Genomic DNA, 22,566 nt, shown 5'->3' with positions numbered 1-22,566 from the left:
AACCGCTCTCAAAAGATGTTTAAGGAAGGATAAAAGTTATGAGCGAAAATATGGCTGATAAAATGAAGAGAAAACTCTCTGGTAAGAGTGTGACAGCTATCATTCTCTTCGGCGCGATCATTCTGGTATTCGTGTTTTTCGGATTGCCGGGCCCTATGGGCGCAGGTGTCGGATCAGTAGCGCGTGTGAACAACAGCCTGATCTCTGTTGCTGACTTCCAGCAAGAGGAAAACCGCATTCAGCAGTACTACCAAAACCTCTTCGGCAGTCAGATGGATTTTAGCTCTCAGCGTCAACTGCTTCGTCAGCAAGCTTTGGAAAACCTAGTGCGCATGGAGCTTGTGTCTCAAGCTGCACAGAAAAATGGCATTCTGACAACAGACGCGGAAGTAGCGAACTTCATCGTGAAGGATATTCCATTCTTCCAACAAAATGGTCAGTTCCAACGTGAATTCTACAGCCGTTACCTTGAGTCCACTCGTTCGACTCCGGGCGATTTCGAAAACAAAGTGCGTAAAGATATCGCAAACGTGCGCACGCGTCAGATGTTTGAGTTGGCTGCAAAACCAACCGCTGTAGAACTTAAAAAGATCCAAGAGTTGAAATCTCAAAAAATCAATGTCTTGTTTGCTCGCGTAGATTCTGAGGCGGCGACAAAAGCTCTTTCTAAAGAAAAAGCTGATGCAGCCGTAAAAGCCTTGGACGAAGCCTTGGCGAAAGGCGACGAAGCGGCAGTGAATGCGCAACTTAAAGAGTTGAAAGCGACTTGGGAAGAAACAGGATTTGTTGAACTCAGTGCTGAAACCTTCCCAAAAATCACAAGCTCTGTAGCGACAGAGGCCGTTTTTGAACTTAAGAAGACAGAGCCTTTGTTGAAACGCCTGGTTCGTGATGGCAACGCGAAGTACGTATTGAAACTAAAAGAGACAAAAGTAGAACAAGTTTCTGCCCTTGAGCCAATGGCTCCAGAAATGCTGCAAAAACGCCGCGGTGACGGTATGTTTGAAGCCTGGGTGAACCAATTCCGTTCTAAGTCTCACGTGACTATGAACACACAAGCTTTGCAGTTGAACTAATGCTCAGCTTTGTTCGTGAAATTCCAATAAGCATAGTTATCGAAGGAGCCCTGTCAGCACGACGGGGTTTCTTGTTTTATGTGTCCGCGGGATTTCAAGCGCCGATAGATCCGCTTTCTGGCATGTCAGCAGATTTGGTTTTGGTTGATAAGTGGCTAGGTGAACTGAAAAGTCATTTAGAGTCCAAAACCTGGATGGCTGAAACAGAAATTCTGAATCCGACATGGGCCTCCCTTCTTGCGGAGTCCAGAAATTTTCTTTCCCAAAAAGCCGATGCGGCTCAAGTAAAACTCTATAGCTTGAACTTCCGAGAGGAACGCCACTGGAGTTTTTCTTGGGATACGACGCAAACTTTGCTGCAGGCTCGATTTTCTTACGCTCACTATCTTGAGTCTTTACCTCTCGACGGTAAGTTTGAACTTTTAAAAATAAACTTCATTTGGAAACATGATAGCAAGAACGGCATCAATCAAGACGACTATCGCCATGAAGGCTTTAAACTATTGAAATCTGCGTCGCAAAAAACCTCTGAGGATTTCTTCAAAGAGGTGGATTCGTGGGTGGGGAAAAGGCTTCCTTCGCAGAGTTTCCTGGAACAGGTGAAAATAGAATTTTTAACTTCTGGGCACAGTCTTATCCTTCCCTAAGGAAGCTTGCGTTTTCCGCGAAGAAATCTGCCAATTAGTCGCCCTGTCTCAAAGTTAGACAGCCGCTTTCAAATTAAAAAGCTGCTCGCCTTTGTATGGAACTTGAATAAAGGACCATAAGACTTTTTGTCTGCGAGGAACGTGATGACTCTTTCAAAGATGTTAACTCTGGGTTTGCTTGTTTTAGGTGCTCAAAGTGCGCGTGCGGAAATGTACTTTTCTGCCGATCCGAATCCTCCGCGATTCTGCCTGCAAAACTTCAATGCTTACGGTCCGATCTATGCTTCCAAGGTCGAAGAGCGCACGGAACGCATGACAGGCTTTCTTCAATCCATCCCTAAATGTGACGTGGTTCATTTACAAGAAGTTTGGAATGAAGGCCATATTCAACAAATCGAAAACAATTTGCATCGCCAATACGAAATCAGCGCTCCCAACAAAAAATCCCGCATCGGTTTGATGTCGCTTTTCATGGCGGACGTCAAGGGGAGTCAGACTGAAGACTTCCAAGTCAATAATGAGGGCGGCGTTCTGGATTCAGTGCGTGTCGCCTTTAATGTCAAAAAAGCCTATCACGTCGTTCGTGCCGGATTTTTCGGTATCGATGAAGATTTCTTTTTCTTAAACACACATCTTCATCCTACCTCTCCTGCCGTGCGCCTGACGCAAATCCTAGATATCTTGCGTTGGAGATTAAAACACCAAAATGAAAAGTTAGTTTTATCTGGTGATTTCAATGCCGACATCGATAGCGTCGAAAGAAAATTCCTGATGCTAACATTGGGTGCTCATGACTCTATGGAAGAATATTTCGGCGGAGCGTATCCAAAATCCTTCTGCACCTACTGCACCGGAAACCCCTTGGGCTGGATGCTGAGCGATCACACATTTGATTATATCTTTTTTTCCAACGTCGGAAATTCAGGAACGACTTTAAAAGCTCTTGAGGGCGAAGTGAACATGCGCGGGACTCCACGCAAACCATGGTCCGACCACTTCGGTGTTCGCGTGAAGTTTTCCGTCGAACCAACGACGTCTGTGGTTGAAGCAAGCGACATCGAAAGACGCCGCACCGAAGCCCTAGAAACTTTGGCCGTAGCGAGCTACATCCTTCAACAAGAAGACGCCAAAGAATTCGAAGGCTACGCCCAAATGATCAACGAACTTTCAACCCAACTAAAAAACCGCCAAGGCACATTCAACACCTACTTCGAAAAATTCCGATAGGTGCCTGCTTAGAGGCACCTCTAGTCGAGGTGTTTTGGCGTGAAGGCCTCTGGGAAGATTTCTGGGAAGGCGAAGGTCTTCATTTTTCCTTGAAGGTTCGCGGTGTGAATCAGGGTTTGTTCTGTGGCGAATTCGGCGATGACTTGACGGCAGAATCCACACGGAGGCCACGGCTTTTCAGCGTCGCTGACGACCAAAACTTCTTTCACTTGTTTCGGAGCGCCTTCGCTGACAGCTTTAAAAATGGCCACGCGCTCAGCGCACACAGTTCCACCGAAAGAAGCGTTTTCAACATTGCATCCAGAATAAATAGAGCCATCTGCCATTAAAACAGCGGCACCGATAAAGGCGCTAGAGTAAGGGGCGTGAGCTCTTTTTTGAGCATCACAAGCGGCGTCGAAAAGTTTTTTTTGAATCTCTGTCATAGTCCTAAATTCTCTAATATTTTGCTGAGTGCGATCAAGGGTAAACCTTGAATGGCGGTGAAATCCTGGCTTTCAATTTTATCAAAAAGCATGATGCCGTGTTTTTCAATCTTATAACTGCCAGCGCAATCCGTCGGCATATCCAGTTGGACATAGCGCTCGATCTGTTCGCGCGAAAGTTTTTTCATATGCATGCGCGTGATGTCAGTATAGGGAATCATCTTGTCATCATCAAACACGCAGATCGCTGTGATCAACTCATGCGTCTTTCCCTGCATGGAATAAAGCTGTTCAACGGCTTTTTCGGGCGTGTGCGACTTGCCAAGAATCCGACCTTCAAAGGCCACCAGTTGGTCGCCGCCGATCACAACGCGGCCGGCCCCTTTCAGGCTGCCGGCTTTCAACATCGCCAACTTTTCTGCAAGATGTTGAGGAGAAAGGCTAGGATCCTTCTCTTTTTCTTCATCAATCAAAGGGGCGGTGGCGGTGAATTTGTAAGCCAAACGAGAAAGCAGCTCTTGGCGGTATTTCGATGTACTTGCGAGGATCAATTGTTTTTCTGCCATAGGGCTTCAACTATATGTCAAAATAGCTGTAAAAACTATAATTTAAGAGCCAACGCCACGAAATTGGGGTAAACAGAGGGTCTCTGGAATAACCTGATTTCCAGAAGAGAACTGAAGAATTGTATGACTAAAAAAACTCTGCCCGATGTGGCTAAAGAAACTCACGCTGAAAAATACGCTCCGATTGACTGGGTAGGAATGGGCTCGATTGAATTGCCTTTATTGCTTCGTCAATCTGATGGCGTGTATCGCATTCCGGCTCGTGTGGATGCAAAAGTCAGCTTAGATAAAACTCCTTCACGTGGCATTCACATGTCGCGTTTGTATCTTATCACTCAAGAAACTTTGTCGAAGAATGAAATGTCCTTAGGCCTCTTAGGTCAGACGACGGATGAGTTCCTGCGTACGCACGAAGATCTTTCGACCCAAGCTTTAGTGCAAGTGCAGTTTGAAGCGCCTTTGGTACGTAAAGCTTTGAAGAGCGCGAACCAAGCTTGGCGCTCTTACCCAGTGATTCTTTCTTCTTTCAATAAAGAGGGCGTAAAGAATTATTTCGTCGAAGTGGTGGTGACTTATTCAAGCACTTGTCCTGCTTCGGCTGCTTTGTCTCGTCAATTAATCCAAGATAGTTTCAAGCAACAATTTGAAGAGCGCTCTTTGGATTTCGATGTTGTTCATTCGTGGTTGGGCACTCCGCAAGGGATTGTCGCAACTCCGCATGCACAACGAAGTTTTGCCAGAGTGAAAGCTGAAGTGGGGCCGAACTTTAACTACGGCGATTTAATCGACGTAGTGGAAGAGGCTTTGCAAACAGCCGTGCAAGGTGCGGTGAAAAGGGAAGACGAGCAAGAGTTCGCTCTTCGCAATGGCCAAAACCTGATGTTCTGTGAAGATGCGGCTCGCCGGGTGAAAGAAGCTTTGGATGCCAAAGCGGAAATCCTGGATTACGTGGCTGAGTTCAGTCACGTCGAAAGCCTGCATCCACATAACGCCGTTTCTCATATATCTAAAGGCAAAAATCTTCGTACTTTCTAGTACTTAGGTTGATTTCCTTGAAAAAACTGCCAGGTAATTAAGAATCAACTGAAAATGATTCTTAATTATTTGGACTTCCGCGGGCACTTCTCCTATAAATGGTCGTTCGAGGTGCCTATGGGTAAAGACGCAGTTCCCTTTCTTCCAAGACAACATGACGAAGACATCGTAGTTCATACGGAACAATTTGATGAGCCCGAGCTCAAACGTATTATCCGTGCCTTGAATCTAAAAGTAACAACTCAACGTATGGCGATTCTTAAAGCTTTGCACGATGGACGTCGCCACGTGACGGCTCAAGAGCTTTACGAAAAGCTCAATAAAGATCATCCAGATATTGGTTTTGCGACAGTGTATCGCTTCCTTCGCACTCTGACAGAGGGTAGTTTCGTGACGGAAGTGCGTATGGGCGGATTGCCAGCGCGCTACGAACTGACTCCCAAAGGTCACCATGACCACTTAACATGCGTGAAGTGCGGAAAGATCTGCGAGTTTGAAAACAAAGCGATCGAAGGCCTTCAAGAAAAAGTCGCGCATCAGTTCGGCTTTAAGCTGACTCACCATATCCTAGAGTTATACGGCGTCTGCCCCTCTTGCCAAACGAAGGTGTAATCCTGAAGGACCGAGAAATCGGTCCTTTTTCGTTTCGTAATATTGTCGTCTCAATTTGAGAATTACCGCTGCTATCTTAGGGAAACTTCAATAATTTTATGGGTTGGGGTTGCGAAGTGTTTCCGAAAGTCCGATAGGACTTTTGATGCGATTTCCGAAACAAGCCCTTATTTTATTTGTCGTGTTTTGTCTTGGTTTCAAGGGTGGGGATATCGTTGAGCTTGAAGGATATTTCAATGCTCGTTACTCTGCGAATTTTCTAAAATCCACAAAAAACGTAAAATTTGTGATGCCGCCGGGAACGCGTGCGCGTATCGAAGAAACTAAAAAGTTTAATTCTGGAAATTACGGTTTGAAAGTGGAGCTGACATCTGGCCCTCATAAGGGTGAGTCCGTCTGGGTTTACTACAACACTGCAAATCCATCGATGAAACTGTATCCGAGCGAAGAAGAGATGAAGCAGAATGCTTCGACGGAAACTGTAGAAGTAGCGACGCAAGTGAAGACGACAAAGGAAACGCCAGCGCTGCGTGTTCCCGCTACGGAGACGGCAGAAAAAGTGATCGAAAATGTCTCTCAAGCCAATCGTGTCGTGCAAGAGCAGGGAAAAGCGGGCGGACCTTGTTCAGATTGTGAAGTCGCGCAACTGACTTCGCGAGGAGAATCCGTCACTCCTATCGGGGCTCCGGAAGGCCTCGTCAATTGGACGGCAAAGCCGACACAGGATTCTCCGGTGATCAACCCGCCCACACGCACGGTGAATCCTTATGGCTTGCGTTCGGTGCGCTGCTCATCCAAGCAGGGTGGTTACGACGTTTGCTCTTACGGCGACGATCCGACTCCGGGTAAATTTAAATTCTATAATCGCGGACCGAATAAAATCGTGAGCAGTGGTGAATCGCGCATGCGTGAGTGGAGTTTTGATTTTGAAGCCGGGGCTCGTCAAAGCCTGGGTTTTTCGATCAGTGATATGCCAAACTCCACTATCAGTCAGACACAAGAAAGTTATATCGTGCTTTTGCCGCGAAAAACTTTGCCGCACATCCGTGTGGAAGGAAATAAGCAAATCGTCACGTTACCTACCGGTGAAACAGTGACATTCAATACTCAAACTAAAGAAGTTATTGGTGGTGTGCTTTCAGAGACCGGGGCCTTGACCTCGGGAGGAAAAGCCTTGAATCCCGCAAAGATCTCTTACAGCGGTAACGGTGTGATGGTTCGTGTGGATCGCGTAGGCGAAGAACCGCGCCTTCAACGCAATGGCACTGCGACAATTAGCAAACAAGGTCGGTCCTGCAAAGTACCCGTGGTGGATTTGTGGCCTGATCAATCCAGCAGCTCCTCGGCTCGCTTTAAATACTTCTCGGACTCTGATTTTGACGCTTATATCAAGCGCAAATGTGGGTTTGGCTTATAATAGAAGCACTGCATTTCAACGACTGGCCCTTGCTGTTCTTCACCCCTCATCCTAGAATGAGGGCTTATGTCGCATGCTGAAGAAGACGGAATCATAGTAAAAGGCGCCAAGGAACATAACCTCAAGAATGTCAGTGTGACTATTCCCCGAAATAAGATCACTGTCTTCACGGGCCTCAGTGGCAGTGGAAAGTCGTCCCTGGCTTTTGACACGGTCTACGCTGAAGGACAGCGCCGTTATGTGGAAAGTCTTTCGGCCTATGCGCGAAACTTCCTTGAACAGTTAAAAAAACCCGAAGTGGACTCTATCTCGGGATTGTCTCCCGCTATTGCTATCGATCAAAAATCCGTCAGCACAAATCCTCGATCGACTGTTGGAACCGTGACAGAGATTTACGACTATCTTCGTTTGCTTTATGCAAAAGTAGGTATTCCTGAATGTCCTATTCATCATATTCCGGTCAGCAGCCAAACGCCGCAGCAGATTATTGAAGACGTGATGAAAAAGAGCATGGGCACAAAGTTCTATGTTCTAGCTCCCATGGCCTCTGGAAAAAAAGGGGAGTTCTTAGCCGAGTTCCAACGTTGGGCAAAAAAAGGTTTCGTGAAAGCCAAGGTCGATGGAAAGATGATCGACCTTGATAAAGCCACGAAATTAGCGAAAACCAAAACCCATGATATTGATTTGGTGGTCGATCAGTTGATCTTGAAAGACACCCTGAAGCTTCGTTTAGCTGAAAGTATCAATACGTCACTGGGCATGGCCAATGGCCGCGTGATTATTGAAACTTTAGATGGAGAGCGCACAGCGTATTCCTTGCACTCGGCCTGTCCTCAGTGTGGATACAGCTTCCCGGAAATTGAACCGCGTATTTTCAGCTTCAACAATCCTCGCGGAGCCTGTGAGACTTGCAACGGCTTAGGCACTTTGGATTTGGAAGAAGAAGAACAGTTTTCTGATTCTGAGGTCGGTGGCAAGAAGCTTGATAAGGTCGTTTATAAATACAAAGGTAAAAAGACTTCTGACGAGGATGATGAAGAAGGCGAAGAAATGGTTTTGAATGCGTGCCCTGATTGCAAGGGAACGCGTTTAAAGCAAGAGGCGCTTAACATCCGGGTCGGTGAAAAAACTATCGCAGAACTTGCCGATTTAAGCTCGGTGGAATTGCGCGAGTGGATTTCTAAAATCAAATGGAAATCCAAAGATCAATTGATCGCCGAAAAAATCGTAAAACAAATCGTGTCGCGCTTAGATTATCTTGTGCGAGTGGGAACGTCTTATCTTTCCTTAAGTCGACCGGCGCGAACTTTGTCGGGCGGGGAAGCACAGCGTATTCGTCTAGCGACTCAAGTGGGCTCTTCATTGATCGGTGTCTTGTACGTGATGGACGAACCGAGTATCGGTCTTCATCCGCGGGACCACCATCGTTTATTAGATATTATCGGCGAACTTAAAGATCGTGGAAATACAATCTTACTGGTTGAGCATGACGAAGACACCATCCGCTATGCTGACTTCGTTGTCGATCTAGGGCCTCGTGCGGGAGTTTTGGGCGGTCAGATGATGGCGCAAGGGACTCCGCAAGAGTTGGAAAAAAATCCGAACTCTTTAACGGGTAAATACCTTAAAGGAGATGTGCGCATCCCCATTCCTAAAGAGCGCCGTAAAGGGAATGGTGATTTTTTAAAAATCACGGGCGCTACAGGGAATAATCTTCGCAACGTGGATCTTTCCATTCCTTTGGGAACTTTCACGGCGGTCACCGGAGTTTCTGGATCAGGCAAAAGTACTTTGATCATCGACACTCTTTATAAAATTTTAGCGCAGCACTTTTATAAAGCGTTGGCGCAACCGTCGCCGTATAAAAAAATCGAAGGTTTAGATAAAATTGATAAAGTCATTGATATCAATCAACGTCCGATTGGTCGAACGCCTCGTTCAACACCAGCGACGTACGTCGGTTTATTCCCGATGATTCGCGATCTGTTTGCCAATCTTCCTGATTCTAAGTTGCGCGGGTATGAACCGGGCCGCTTTAGTTTTAACGTGAAGGGTGGACGTTGCGAAACCTGTATGGGTCATGGGCAAATCCGTGTCGAGATGCACTTCCTAAGTGATGTGTTCGTGACCTGTGATACGTGCCAAGGACGCCGTTACAACCGCGAGACTTTGAATATTAAATATAAAAACAAATCCATCGCCGACGTTTTGGAAATGAGTGTGGCCGAAGCTTTAGAGTTTTTCCGCAACCACACGCAAATCTATCGCAAGCTAGAAACCTTGCATCGCGTAGGTTTGGATTACATGACCTTAGGACAAAGCTCGACGACTCTTTCTGGCGGTGAAGCGCAACGTGTGAAGCTGTCAAAAGAGCTTTCTCGTCGCGGGACAGGAAAGACACTGTATATTCTAGATGAGCCTACGACAGGTCTTCACTTCGACGATGTTCGTAAGCTTGTTGAATTGATTCAAGAGCTGGCGGATGCTGGCAATACGGTGCTGGTCATCGAACACAATATGGAAGTCGTTAAAACGGCCGATCACGTGATTGATTTGGGACCGGATGGTGGTAAAGGCGGCGGTTTGATTGTCGCGACCGGGACACCTGAACAGGTTGCCAAAGTTTCTGGCAGCGAGACCGGGAAATTCCTAAAACCGGTTCTTAAATAAGGCTTGATTCTTCGCCCAGAATCGACGAATTTTTGGAGCATGAAATACTTCACAGGCTCCTTTGCATTTACGATTCTGGGACTTATTGCGTCCTATTTTGTTGGTCATTATTACGGTGGAACGGTGGGCGCAGGTTTAAGCGCTCTGTTCATCGCTTTCATTTTGGCTATTCTTGAAATCTCTCTTTCTTTCGATAACGCGATTGTTAACGCCGTCGTCCTTAAAGAAATGACTCCGGTATGGCGTCATCGCTTTTTGACGTGGGGGATGTTGATTGCTGTTTTCGGTATGCGTTTGGTGTTCCCACTTTTGATCGTGACCTTCATGGCGCACGTCAGCCCTTGGGAAGCCTTGGTCATGGCGGCAACAAGACCCGATGATTACGCTCAATTGATGTTAGGGGCGCATTTGGAAGTGGCAGCCTTTGGTGGCGCTTTCCTTTTAATGGTGGCATTGAAGTACTTCTATGATGAAAGCAAAGACTTGCACTGGATCCCAGTGATTGAAAAGCCGACAGCTTATTTGGGGAGTAAAGTCGAAGCGATTGAAGTGGCGTTAAGTCTTATCATCTTGGCGATCATTTCTCAGTTCCTTCCTGATGATGAATCTTTGCGCTTTATCAAAGCCGGCATGGCGGGTCTTATCACTTACGTGATCGTGGATGGTATTGGTTCCTGGCTTGAAGCTTCAGACGATCAAATGAAGGACGTGCATAAGGCAAGTGCCGGTATGTTCTTGTACCTGGAAGTTCTAGATGCCTCTTTCAGTTTTGACGGTGTTGTCGGTGCCTTCGCGATCACGCACAATCTTTTCATTATCATGATTGGTTTAAGTATCGGTGCTTTCTTCGTACGTAGCTTGACGATCATGTTCGTAGAAAAAGAAGCATTAACGAAGTTTGCATTCTTAGAGCATGGCGCCTTTTACGCGATTGGTTTATTAGCCATGATCATGTTGTCAGATCCGTTCCTGCACATTCCAGAGTGGATCACAGGACTGAGCGGTGGAGTCATCATCGTGACTTCATTCATCTGGTCTTTAAAGAAAAACGAAAAACAGCTTAAAGCTCACTAGGTAATAAAAAAGGCTCTTAAACAGAGCCTTTTTTATTTTCTGAAACGGCGGCTTCTTTATTGGAAGGATCAAGCCAGATCTGCAACACAGAAGCAATCATGATCGTGATCGCTCCAAGGGTTTGAAACAATGAAAGTCTTTCGTTGAGAATCAAGAAACCGAAGACCGCTGCAAACGGGGATTCTAAAAGAAAAAGCATGCTGGCCGTGGAATCCGAAAGCACTCTTTGAGTTCGCACCTGCAAATAAAACGCGATAATACTGGAACCCAATCCCAGACAAAGAACACCCAGCCACGGAGTCCAATCTTCAGGCATCGGGCTTCGCTCTTGAGTGATATACAAAGGCATTAAAGCTAATAGACACCAAAACGATTGGAAGTTATTAAAGCGAAAGGCATTTCCAACACGGTTTGAAATCTTCCCGATGTAAATAATGTGAAAAGCGGCAAACACCGAGCAGCCAATGGTCCACAAATCACCGACATTGATGCCGGAAAGATTCGCGTCCACCAAAATAAAAGTGCCTGCCAAGGCCAAGCCCACGATCAAATAGTTTTTCAATGTCGAAGGCGCTTTGAAGAACCAAGCATTCAGCAAAGGCACGATGATGACGTAAAGACTGGTTAAAAATCCACTCTTCGTCGCGGTTGTGTATTTCAGACCGATGGTTTGCAGTAAGAGCATTCCGCCTAAAAGAAGTCCGGCGGGCAGGGCGCGAAAGAGTTCTTCACGAATAGTCGTGAAGTTTGGTCCCTTCGCAAGCAGATAAAGAATTTCACCGACGATCGCGGCGATGATAAAACGAAAAACCAGGGTTTCAGTGGGCGTAAAGGCCCGCAACGCCCATACGGTGGCGATAAAGCCGAAGCCCCAAAGGACTCCGGCAAAAATCAGCTCAAGCGCCGCGCGATTTTTAGTCAAACGCTTCGGACCAGATGCGAGTTTTATCGAAGCCGTCGACCTCAAGAAGTTGATGTTTCACTTCCTTGATCATTCCGCCGTTACCACACAGATAGAACGTCGTTGGAATGTTTTTATAATCAAACTCTGAAATGAAGTTCTGCACGTAACCTTTTTTGCCTTTCCATTCTTCGCTAGGGCGGCTTAAGACAAATTCAAATTTGAAATCAGGAAGCTCTTTCATCAAAGCTTCGACTTCTTTTTGGTAGTACATATCCTTTTCAGAGCGCACCCCAAAGAGCATGCGATAGCGAAGATTTGGATACTGTTCTTTTTTAGAAAGCAAATAGCAGATATGCTGAGAAAGTCCTGTGCCCGTATTCAAGAACACGATTTGCTCTGTCGGCGGCTCTTGGAAGAAGACTTTTCCGAAAGGACCCGTGAAGTTGATGAGCTCACCACCTTTAAGAGCCCATACAAATGTCGAGGCCACGCCATTTTCGACGAACTTGAAAAGCAAACGGAAACCGTTCTTGATTCTGTCGTCAGAGGCGATGGAATAAGCTCTTAAAATCGGTTTTGCTTCCCCTTGCGGCACATTTAGCATCACGAATTGACCCGCTTTAAAGGTGAATTCCCCCGGTTCCTCGGTTTTTAGCACCAGTTCTCGCACGGTCGGAGTGTGATCGATAATTTCTGTGACTCTCATGTGATAGACTTTGCGAGCGGAAGACATAAGGCTCCTTCAGTTTTAAAAGGTCTTAATAATCCGAAAATCCCAGACAGTCCAATATTTTAGCTTGTTACAAAACCTCGCATTCAATAAAATTCAATAAGTAACACAGCAATGAGGTATCTACGTGAATATTGCGCAGCATCTGGTCTTATCCCTTGTCTTGTCTTTTACAACGTTCGCGCAGGCTCAAGAGACTCCGGCTCCTCAAGAGGCCGCCTCTCAGCCCCCCGCAGAAACTCAGGAAGAGATTCCTGCTCCACAAAGATCCCTGCTTAAAACAGCAGCGACGCGGGAGTTCAACAAAGCCCTTTACTTCGATCAGTTGGATAACGGCGTCATTCTGCCTCCTTTGGAGCTGGAGTACGACTTAACGGGCGCGAATGGAAAGCAATTGAAAATCGGAAACGTAGCCCTGCATGAGAAGAACTTTTTCTTTGCACTTTTGCCTCTGGGTAAGACTCATTCGCAAATCAATCAGGTGTTAAGCGGTGGTGATGCCAATAAAGTCATGCTGTTGATGTCTTGGCCGGACAAGTTAATGACTCACGGAACGATCGAGATGATCTCTAGAACGGGAACAGTTCTTTGGAGCCATACTTTCACGGAAGCGGATCATGATAAATGGATCAAACAACTCGAAGAGTGGCGCAAGGACCTTATTGGAAAAGGTGTTGAAGCAAAACAAATCGGTCGTGCAGGAATTTTCGGAACGCAGTTTGGTTTAGATGCTAGAGCCGCAAATGCGCCTTTTTGGGGACAGAAAGAATCTTTCCGTTTCTGTGTGACTCAATCAGACGGTCGTAACTCGACAAAAATGTGTTCGCAACGTTACGGTACGAAATCTTCAGGTCAAAACGTGGTGATGGGAAAAGTTCGTATGGACCCAACACCCGCGCGTGTGCTTGTTCAAAATGAAGAAGCTCCATTGAAGAACTCCGTTGCTGTCGGCGCGGATATGCCAGCCGCTTTCTTTGCCGAGCTTGCAAGTGGTGAGTCGTATGAATTTGTGACTTTGCCGAATAAGCTTCAGCTGATGGATATCTCTGACACGAAAAAACCAACGGTGCTTCGTATCGTGGGTTACGACACGCGTCCCGTAGGTCGTTCCGTGATCTTGAATCCAGATCAATACAGTGCTTTGACGAAGCTTTTGGGTTTTGAATCCACGATCGGGGATCCAAGAAAATTCTGGGCGGCGGCCGTAGCTAAGAATGATCCAAAAATTTATCTTCCAGGTCAGGGCGGTGGCGTTTTCAAACAACGTTTTGAGCTTTCAGAAATCCCTCGCGCGCAGGCTCGTGTTTATTTAAATAAACGTGCTCCGACAGGAACTTATATTGACGGCATCAAGTTAGAGGGGCGCAAACAACCTGTTGCAGATATTTCTTCAGAACAGAACTCAGTCACAGTCAGTGATAAAGATCCAGCCTCTTTCGTTTGGAATTTTAAAGCCACAGAGCGTGGCGCGATCAATCGTTCGTACTTAAATGTAACGATGGACGGAAAGACTTATAAGTCTTTCTATGAAATCTATAAAGGCTTCCCGCGTGAGCTTTCAGGACGCTTCACCGGTGTTCAAGCTTCGGGTGAGTTCATCATCATGGGCGAAGTCGCGTACAATCAATGGTTTGAAGATCTTTTTGGTTGGACGAACTATTGGCTTTCTCGTCAGCGTTGGGGTTTTAGTGCAAAGTACTTCCAATCTTTCAATCAATTGAAAGTGGATGATGCGGGTAATACAGCTCCATTAAGCGTGATGACAGTGGATTTGAAGTACCGTGCGACTCCAGGTCTATGGGGTCGTGACGAGACAGTGGGTGGAATGCTTTCTTACCAAAGCGTGACCTTTGATCAATTGAAGGCACCAATGCTAGGTGTAGGGGCTTTCTGGGCGCGTTCAATGCCGAAGGTATTTGACGATCTTTTCAACCTACTTCCACTTCTTCGCTATCCGAAATGGGTGGATATGGAATTCATCTATTACATGAACTCGATGGATTCAAATGTGGAGCTGAACTCGTCTATGTCTCTAAACTTCCACGGTAAGGTATTGTGGTCGGACCGCTACTTCGGTGAAGCGGGATTTGGTATCAAACGCTACGGCTTCACAGACTCATCGTTGAATCAAAAAGCCGAGTTGAACACTTTCTATGGGACCGTCGGCTTAGGTATCAACTTCTAATAAGTATCGAGAACATTACGGAAATTCAAAGAACACCTGGCTTCCAGGTGTTCTTTTTTTTTGCCTAAAAGCTAAGAGCCCCGCAGAAATGTCACCTGTTTAGGTCTTTGACAGCTGTAAACGTCTTTATCGGTTCTCTCGGTGGACAGGGATTTGCTTATGTCCCAATCGTTGTCATGAAAGGAACGTCAAATGCGAGCACTTATGCTGTTCTTCCTCTTTATTGTGGGATTGTTTTCATCACTCGTGGTTTCTGCGGAGCAAGCTTTCGCGCAAACTAAAAATATTTCGAAGTCGACACAGTCTCGTGTGATCAATGACTCATTAGTTGAAAACCTGCGTTGTTCAACTCTTTCAGTAGACAATATTTATAAAGCCATTCGCGCAGATGCGTTTTCTGAAGAAAGAAATATGCCCGTTACCAATTGGCCTTTCAAAAGCGGTCTTGCGACAATTGCGGGGTGCTGGGCCCTTTCGAGCACTCAACGTATGGTCTCTTACTTAGCTCGTTATAACACCGTGGGGGCGCAAGCGATGAGTGTTCGCGTTCCCGTGATTTTGGATATGGTGCGCGGAAATAAACTGGTTGAAAATACGAGAGACAACTCCAATGCCCCTTACGATACAAGACCTGCTTCCTATTCCACTTTCGCGGTTGAAGGAAACACTCTGAAAGCGACAAACACATATAACGGTCTGTGGGCAGAAATGCGTGACGGTTATGATCAATGGATTAGCGGAGCTCGCGTGCGCCGTAACTTCACAGACGAGATCGAAGCCAATCAAGCCAATCGTTTCTTCCGCTTCGGTAATTTGGGCATGACATTCAAAAGCGGTGAGCGCTCAGTGAAAGCCAACTGGGCAACCATGGCGCAACTTCTTAAAAACCTCAATGGCAAGCGTTTGACTTTGATGAATCTTCGCGTGGAAAGAACCATCCAACACGTGGTGATGGTGAAGTCTTATAAGAAAACAAAAAGCAATGTCTATGAATTCACGGTGTATGATTCAAATCAGCCATCTCGTGACGTCATTCTTTACTTCGATGGCACAAGTGGACAGTTTTACTCTCCGTCCATCGTTGGCGGCTTCGTTTACCAGAATGCTTCTCGTCCTGTCGGCGCATTCATCGTGAGCGAAGAAGAGCGCGCACCTTTGGAAAAAGCGATGCTAGCGCACTACAAGGGTCAATGTAGATAAACAGAACAGACCTATAAAAAGTTCTCAGGTCCCTGAAGTCCTCAGGGACTGATCTTGGGTGAGGGCTTTTTAAATAATTTTGGAATCAAAACGAAACCATCTTACTGGCCCGCTAATTGCTAAATTCGCGGACGGTGCTAGAACACGAATTTTTGACCCTACCCAAAAGGGGGCGTGAATGTCTTTAAGAATAGTTATTGTCTGCGCTTTATGCCTGATGATGCTCTCTATCGCGAGTGCGGAGAGTGTGTCACTACCGCTAAAGTCAGTCAAAAAGCCCTCCGCGGACCTTCTAAACCGCTCTGGCAGCCCTTTAGACGTCGGGCAGGCCGCAGCCCTAGCTAATCAAGGTACGGACCTCAGCACCTTCAATCCTATCGAAAACAAGATGTGGCAAAACCGTATTTACGATGCGGTGGAAAACGTTCCTGGCGCTTATCCTGCGGCGGCTCGCGGTGTGCAATTCCTATCCGAAGAAGCCGCTTTGCCCTTTACTTACATGTCTCGCGTTCAATCCATTGAAAGCCCAGGGCTCTTTTATCGTTTGAGCCTCAGCCGTTACTCTCACACCACTTTGATGAGAGCAGCCCTTTTAAGAAAACTCGGTTATTACGTTCCGTCTCCAAAGTATTATCGCAACCTGCGCGTTCAGTTCGCGAGTGAAGAAGAAAAAGAAGCTTTCTTAAAGAACGCCCAAGAATCCATGATCTCTGACTTTGAAAGTCGGGGATGGGTCACTGAAAATAACAAAACAAATCACAGCGTGGTTTTCTCTGACGCGGTTCTTGAGCCTGCTGTTGCGGAGTACTTCGATATTCAATGGGGTTATGCTCCAGATCCAAACAATCCAGATCAGTTGCCGACGGTGCAAAGATTTTCTCGTTACCGTGCTTACCGTGCGTTGATTCTTCCATTCTCTTTGGTGGATGTTCCTGAAAGTATCAATCGTTTCTCTCCGAAGTTGGGTTCGGTTCTTTCCGGTCACGTGGTGTTGACGCATCCTTCGGCGGAATCTTTTTCGGCATGTACCTACGAAGATGCTCGTTGGTTGGTTCGTCGTTTGGCGCAGCTTCGTTATCAAGATTTCCAAGACATCGTGAAAGCCGGAGCTTTTCCTGCTGAATTGGAAGAACTTGTTTTAGCAAAACTGATTCACCGTGCTCACAATGCTTTAGAGCTTTTCAATCTAAAAGGGGCGGCGAACTGGACTTTGCCTCGTTTGGATATCACGACGAAAAGTGGATTGATCCAAAATGGAAAAGTGATGAAGGAATTCGTTCCAGGTTACCCGCAACGTTTTGCGCACGGGGACCGTCAATCACCATTCCAGGATGGCGATCTTGAGCGTTACCTGGGGATCCGTTCTAAAACCATGGCCATTGGAACTGTGATCAACTACTTGAATGAGAAGTTGGATTTACTTAAGGTGAATGACCTTTATGCCAACCGCCGTGAAGAGATCACCAATCGTATCATGGATCACATCCGCACAAAACCGAACGAGCCTCTTTACCAACAGGTGGAAGCTTGGGGTGGACCTGTCGGTGGATTTAATTTAGCGGCGACTCGCCACGTTTCTACAGGCACGTACTATGGAAGTTCGGCGGCGATTCAGCTTGTCGACAATATGAGTGTTGCGGGTCGTTTAGGTTACTTCATGACTTTGGATGGCGTTCCTGATGTGGTGCCTTTTGCGGGTGCCAATGTGATGGTGATGCGCGATTACACTCACGTTCGTCCTCTTCTTTCCATCACCGAAGGCGCCAAAGTACCTTGGAAGAATATCTTGCTTCCCCGTTACATGAACAATCTTTCTAAAGTCTTAGCGGAAAAAGACCTTATCACTTCGGAAGATGGCAAGAAGCAGCAGCCTCTAGACGCTTTCTTGGCAGAGCTTCGTGAGGGTGAAGTATTCACGATCACGGACTCCGTAGCGCTCTCGGCTTACGCGCAATTGACATCGTCTTTAGATGTTTTGATGGGAATCACGCCGCTCAGCTTTATTAACTCCATCTCTGTTGGTGCGGATGGCTCGCGCGCGATTCTTCGCCAAACAAGCTTTATGCGTACGAAAGAAGGCATTCAAGTTTACGTTCGTAACCAAAAGGCCAGTGCCTTGGGAATGAGCTTAGACGTGAACTACTTCATTAACTTGATGCGTGTTCGCGCAAGCACGACGTGGACAGATCTTAATACAGATGCTTTCGTCATTGATTACAATCCAGAATACGCAGAGCTTCTAGATACTGAAAATGCAGATGCGAAATTCGTGAAAGACTTTTTAGCTACTCGTAATAACTTAAAGCCGGCTTTGCGTTCTTTATTTAAGAGCAATGACCCGGAACTTCTCTATGCGAACTTTGCACACAAGAAGTTTGAGATAGACCACCAACTTAAAACAAAAGAGATGCGTACGAAGGTTTTTGCGATCCGCATGAATTCTTTCACGGAAGATCATCTTTTGAAAATCCGTTACCCACGTTCTTCAGAAGCTCCCGATTTAGATCCAAAAGAATCTGAAGTGACTCTGTTTGCTAATAAGCGCGGCGAATTGAAAGGCCGTGATCTTTTAGGTTTCGCAACAGACTGGATCAAAGGGATTTTAAATAAGTGGAAGCCTGACAACCGAATTGATTTGGCCGAATCGAACGATCCAAATCCAGCCAATACTCCTTTCGGTAAAGCTTACTGGAGAACAGTCACTACAGAGGCCGATCTGACGGTGAAGGGCACTCAATATCCTTCCGTTGCCGTGATTCAACACGTGTGGGGTGGATGGCATTTAAACCGCAAAAAATTCTTCAAGCTTCTAGATGAAGTGCAACAAGAATTAAATGGAGCTCCTTTGATGTCTTACCGCTTGATCGAGCCTGAGGCTTTCTCAACGGTGACGGCCGTGGATTTCTATCGGATCACGGCGAATCTTTCGATCTTGCCGGGTGGCCTAGATAAAGTGCGTGATTTGATTCTTCAACCAGATGCGAATGGAAAGTCCGTCAAACGTTCGAAATTTATCAGCGGCGTTTTCCAAAGGCTCAGTGAAAAAATGGGCCGTAAGGCGCGCGCTAACGATAAAGAAATGTTCGACGACATGTTGAAAGTTCTAGGCAATGGCAACTACAACGCCGGTAAGAATCGTTATATGGCAGCCTGCTACGAGTACCATGAAAATCGTCATGGTGGCGGCAAGAACGACAGCGCGCAGAACACACCGACATCAGCTTGGCTCAATGGCACAAACTACGACTGTATGATTCCTTGGATGGAAAAGCTTTTGAAGGCTTCGGCTAGTTATCCTAAAGACAAAAAGTCTCAGACGCAGTGGATGACGAATGTTCTTTATATCTTGGAAGAAGAAATTCCTCTTCCACAGCTTTTAAAGTTCTTAGGTGAAGAAAACTACGTCTTCTTTGTTCGTATCAATGGTTTCCGCAGTGGTGATGAAGACGGGGACTTAGAGTATTTCTCAAATACTTTGGGTGATCCTAAGAAAAACATGGATTACGCCAGCGGCTTGATTGCGATGTTTGCCAATAAGACACGTATTTCTCCGATTGAGTTAGATCGTTCACAAGGAAGCTTCCGATGAGAAACGCATTATTTGTTTTGCTGACATTAGGAGCTGTTTCCGCATTGGCGGCAGACCCCTTTGCTATCTACCAGTGGGGGATTAACAACCAAGGCCAACCGCAAACGGTGGACTTGGATCCTTTGCACACTTACAAGGTGCCCGCGCGCGCGCAGGAAGACGTGCGCTTACCGGCTCCACAGAAAGCCAAAAAGAAAGTGCTTGTTGCCGTCTTAGATACGGGTATTCAGAAAGATCATCCAGATCTTAAAAACGTCATTCACCGTAACGAAACCGAATGCCGTGCTTTAGCGAAGTTCAATGCATGCTTAGAAGACAAAGATCGCAAAGAGTGTGAAGCAAAATGGATGGATCTAAAAAATCCTGAAGTCGATATGGATAAAAATGGTTATCCCTTAGATTGTCAGGGCTGGAGTCTTTTAGGCGCGGTGAATCCAACGAATAAAATCATGGGTCGCCCTGATTTTGGAGATGATCAAGGTCACGGAACGCATGTCGCCGGTATTATCGCCGCGGAAGTGGGCAACAACATCGGCATTCGTGGTTTAAGCGAAAACGTTGAAATCCTACCAGTGCAAGTTATCGGCGTTCAACCCAGTGAACCGATTAAGCCTTTATCCATCTATGATTCTCCTTCTGAAGAGGGTCGCGAAAACATCAAAAAGAGTCTGGGTGATGTTGTTGCTCGCGGTGTGATCTATGCGATGCACTCGGGCGCTCAAGTGATCAACTTCTCTATGGGTTGGCCACAGACTTCGGATTCTGAATTCATGCGCAAGGTGATTGAGGAAGCTCAAGCTCGCGGCATCATCATCGTTGCGGCCGCGGGGAATGACTCCACTCGGGCCCTTTTAAGACCTTGTGCTTACCCTAACGTGATTTGCGTAGGAGCGGCGGGCCCCGACGGCGCGATGGCGCATTTTTCTAACTTCGGCAGTGGCGTTGATATCGTGGCTCCCGGATTAAATATTTTAAGCACATACCCTGAAGGTCGTCGTCCCGTGCGTTTCCGTTCGACATTAGGTTATGAATACCTTTCGGGAACCTCTCAGGCGTCTCCGTATGTGGCAGCCGCCGTGGCGGAACTTTTGGCTCGTGGTGTGCCAGTGAATGAAGTGTATGCTCGTTTGGTTTTGGGATCTCGTCCGTTGCTTTCGAATTTATCGTTGGTGTCGGGTGGCTCGCATGAACAAGGACGTGTGTTATCACCTGAAAAAGAAATCTATAAGAAATATTCCGTGGGTGGAAATATGGACGTGGAACGCGCTCTGAAAGTTCCTGCCCAACCACTCATCACTATCGCCAACAAAGAAAAAGCCGAAATCGTCTGGGATCGTAAAAGTAAAGATCTTAACTTCGAAATTTCTTTTGTGAATAAGTGGGCGCCGGTAGATATCTCTCAAGTGCGCATGACTGCTAATTTCTTAAAGCCTCATCCAGAAGCGGCTCGTCCGTGGGTGACTTCGATTAAAGAAATTGCTCCTTACGCGGTTCTATGGAAAACGGGAGAAGTTCGTAAGTATACGGTGGCTATGACGATCGTGGATGCGGCGGACCCTTCGCAGTCCCGTATCCCAAGTGAACTTGATCTGACCGTGGACGTTTCGGTGAACGGCCAAGAAGCTCGTCGCTACGTTTTAGAAAGCGAAGTGACAGTGGAAGTGAATGCGAACTTAGCGGGAAGTGATATTCAAACTTTCCCGATCGTAGGCATGCCGAAAGGTCGCTTCTCTTTCATTCCGTTAGATCAAAACTTAGATGCTGATACGAACCAACGTGACTATTTGGCATTGATTGAAAACAAAAACACCTGGCAGCTTTATTTAGTGGCGGACGCTGGCAACGGCACCTACAAAGCTTCCGGTGGTACGAAAATTCAAATTGAAGGAAAAAGCGACAACCTTCTTGATAAAGTTACGGCTCGCATGGATATGAACGGCGACGGTCGCAGTGAATACGTCTTGGGCGTATTGGAAGATAAAACTGAGGAAGAAGACTACAAGGGTTCACCAACATCGTTCTTCGTTTTTGATTCTTCGTTGAAATTAGTCGATAGCTTTAAGTATGACGGTGTGATGGCGCCGATGCCCGTGGATGCATCGCAAATATACTGGCAGTCTATTGGTGGTACAAAACGTCCCACTTGGTTGGGTGGTGGAAAAGACCCGGATCGTAAGCGTGATCTTAAAGATTACTGGGAAAATCCAGATAACTATGAGCAATCCAAACTTCGTCTTTACTTCTTAAATGAAAAGAATCAGCTGAAAGCTTTGCGTGATCACGAAGACTATCAAATCGTCGATGTCATTCAACCTCGTCAAGATCAGGTAGAAGCCGGTCGCATTGCGATTCTTTTGGCGAAGAATCAAGGGACGGAAGCCAAGCCCTCTTATTTATATGACTTCGCCGTCGCTGAAGTGGTTAACGGGAAGATTGAGAACTTCATGGAGCTTGATTTATTCCATGACTCCAATGTTTACCGAAACATCTTAGACACCCGCGTGGATAAAATTCAGAACCTTGATTACAACAAGGACGAGTTCGCGGGAAGCTTCTGGTTCGGTGAAGGCTTAAGCCGTAAGCAGCGCTTGACCCTTTTCGATAACAAGGACTTTGACCTCTTGGATCGTCAGTTGGGGGCTCAGCGGTCCCAATTTGACTCCGCTTTGCGTGTTCGTGCGGTCTTCGCCGGTCAGCAACGCAAGGGGGCTTTCGTTCTTACAAATTCTGAAATTCAGTACCATGACCTGCTTTCAGGTCAGGTTTGGAGCAAGAGTTTAGACCGTTATACGTTCTTCCCAGACAACCTCTTTATCAGTCTGTACATCCCCTTAACTTTACGTGATGCGCGCAATGCAGCAACGAAGATCCCGGGGATCTTTACTACGGAAAGTGCTGGCCTCAGCCGTGGTGTCAAAATGTTGGTACCGGTTTTTGCAAAGGATGGATCTGCGATCGAACTGGTGTCACCGGCGCGCTTAAGGTTTAAGTCTTCGGGATGCCGTTCGATGGAGACACCTGTCTTCGATGGAGCGAAAGGGGCTCACTCTTTCGACTACTACTGCGGAGACAAGTTACTCAGAGTTAATTTGACGTATTAGTAAATACAAAACACATATAGGGACGAAAACACATAGGAGGAACCACAAATGAAAAATGTAATGCGCACTCTTCTTGCGTCAGTTGTAGCGACTAGCTTCGCAGCCTGC

At 46.5% G+C, this 22,566-nt stretch carries 16 protein-coding genes; 12 read left to right on the top strand and 4 right to left on the bottom strand.

Annotation, left to right across the window (positions count from 1 at the left end; genetic code table 11):
* The first annotated feature begins 38 nt into the window (after positions 1–38).
* From AZI85_RS02925 to AZI85_RS02915, 3 genes are all read left to right on the top strand, one after another.
* Positions 39–1,076, top strand: a complete 1,038-nt coding sequence (locus AZI85_RS02925) for a SurA N-terminal domain-containing protein (RefSeq protein ID WP_063242685.1) — start codon at positions 39–41, stop codon at positions 1,074–1,076.
* A gap of 71 nt (positions 1,077–1,147) precedes the next feature.
* On the top strand, positions 1,148–1,723 hold the full coding sequence (locus AZI85_RS02920; RefSeq protein WP_216635844.1) for a hypothetical protein: 576 nt from the start codon (positions 1,148–1,150) through the stop codon (positions 1,721–1,723).
* A 144-nt stretch (positions 1,724–1,867) separates the two neighbouring features.
* The gene (locus tag AZI85_RS02915; protein WP_063242683.1) at positions 1,868–2,950 is read left to right on the top strand and encodes an endonuclease/exonuclease/phosphatase family protein; all 1,083 of its coding nucleotides are present in this window, start codon (positions 1,868–1,870) and stop codon (positions 2,948–2,950) included.
* Between the two features lie 20 nt (positions 2,951–2,970).
* Here the strand turns inward: AZI85_RS02915 and AZI85_RS02910 are convergent, their stop codons facing one another.
* Both AZI85_RS02910 and AZI85_RS02905 read right to left on the bottom strand, forming a co-directional pair.
* Positions 2,971–3,375, bottom strand: a complete 405-nt coding sequence (locus AZI85_RS02910) for a cytidine deaminase (RefSeq protein WP_063242682.1) — start codon at positions 3,373–3,375, stop codon at positions 2,971–2,973.
* Positions 3,372–3,941, bottom strand: a complete 570-nt coding sequence (locus AZI85_RS02905; RefSeq protein ID WP_063242681.1) for a Maf family protein — start codon at positions 3,939–3,941, stop codon at positions 3,372–3,374. Before AZI85_RS02905 ends, AZI85_RS02910 begins: the two co-directional genes overlap by 4 nt.
* Before the next feature lie 123 nt (positions 3,942–4,064).
* Here AZI85_RS02905 and folE2 point away from each other — a divergent pair, with 123 nt between their 5' ends.
* From folE2 to AZI85_RS02880, 5 genes are all read left to right on the top strand, one after another.
* Positions 4,065–4,976, top strand: a complete 912-nt coding sequence (gene folE2 / locus AZI85_RS02900; protein WP_063242680.1) for a GTP cyclohydrolase FolE2 — start codon at positions 4,065–4,067, stop codon at positions 4,974–4,976.
* 117 nt (positions 4,977–5,093) lie between these two features.
* Positions 5,094–5,588, top strand: coding sequence for a Fur family transcriptional regulator (locus AZI85_RS02895; protein ID WP_063242679.1), 495 nt, complete (start codon positions 5,094–5,096; stop codon positions 5,586–5,588).
* Between the two features lie 145 nt (positions 5,589–5,733).
* Entirely contained in the window at positions 5,734–7,005 is a 1,272-nt protein-coding gene (locus AZI85_RS02890; RefSeq protein WP_063242678.1) for a hypothetical protein, read from the top strand.
* 66 nt (positions 7,006–7,071) lie between these two features.
* Positions 7,072–9,675 carry an excinuclease ABC subunit UvrA gene (gene uvrA, locus AZI85_RS02885; protein ID WP_063242677.1) on the top strand — a complete coding sequence of 868 codons (2,604 nt, stop codon included), beginning with the start codon at positions 7,072–7,074 and terminating at the stop codon, positions 9,673–9,675.
* A 39-nt stretch (positions 9,676–9,714) separates the two neighbouring features.
* On the top strand, positions 9,715–10,749 hold the full coding sequence (locus AZI85_RS02880) for a DUF475 domain-containing protein (RefSeq protein WP_063242834.1): 1,035 nt from the start codon (positions 9,715–9,717) through the stop codon (positions 10,747–10,749).
* Between the two features lie 16 nt (positions 10,750–10,765).
* On the opposite strand, the gene AZI85_RS02875 is transcribed toward AZI85_RS02880, so the two are convergent.
* Both AZI85_RS02875 and AZI85_RS02870 read right to left on the bottom strand, forming a co-directional pair.
* A complete protein-coding gene (locus AZI85_RS02875) occupies positions 10,766–11,671 on the bottom strand; it encodes a DMT family transporter (protein ID WP_063242676.1) in 906 nt (301 codons plus the stop codon).
* Complete coding sequence (locus AZI85_RS02870; protein ID WP_063204416.1) at positions 11,664–12,386, bottom strand: FAD-binding oxidoreductase; 723 nt, start codon at positions 12,384–12,386, stop codon at positions 11,664–11,666. The genes AZI85_RS02875 and AZI85_RS02870 overlap by 8 nt, the downstream gene beginning before the upstream one ends.
* Positions 12,387–12,510: 124 nt before the next feature.
* Here AZI85_RS02870 and AZI85_RS02865 point away from each other — a divergent pair, with 124 nt between their 5' ends.
* From AZI85_RS02865 to AZI85_RS02850, 4 genes are all read left to right on the top strand, one after another.
* Positions 12,511–14,568: a hypothetical protein gene (locus AZI85_RS02865; RefSeq protein ID WP_253720808.1), complete on the top strand. Its 2,058-nt coding sequence runs from the start codon at positions 12,511–12,513 to the stop codon at positions 14,566–14,568.
* A 192-nt stretch (positions 14,569–14,760) separates the two neighbouring features.
* A complete protein-coding gene (locus AZI85_RS02860) occupies positions 14,761–15,768 on the top strand; it encodes a hypothetical protein (protein WP_063242675.1) in 1,008 nt (335 codons plus the stop codon).
* A 178-nt stretch (positions 15,769–15,946) separates the two neighbouring features.
* Complete coding sequence (locus tag AZI85_RS02855; RefSeq protein ID WP_063242674.1) at positions 15,947–19,357, top strand: hypothetical protein; 3,411 nt, start codon at positions 15,947–15,949, stop codon at positions 19,355–19,357.
* Positions 19,354–22,458, top strand: a complete 3,105-nt coding sequence (locus AZI85_RS02850) for a S8 family serine peptidase (RefSeq protein ID WP_063242673.1) — start codon at positions 19,354–19,356, stop codon at positions 22,456–22,458. The genes AZI85_RS02855 and AZI85_RS02850 overlap by 4 nt, the downstream gene beginning before the upstream one ends.
* Positions 22,459–22,566 lie beyond the last annotated feature (108 nt).

This window comes from Bdellovibrio bacteriovorus (genome assembly GCF_001592755.1).
In the GTDB taxonomy this organism is placed as follows: Bacteria; Bdellovibrionota; Bdellovibrionia; order Bdellovibrionales; family Bdellovibrionaceae; genus Bdellovibrio; species Bdellovibrio bacteriovorus_E.
This window is presented reverse-complemented; position numbering and strand designations above follow the sequence as displayed.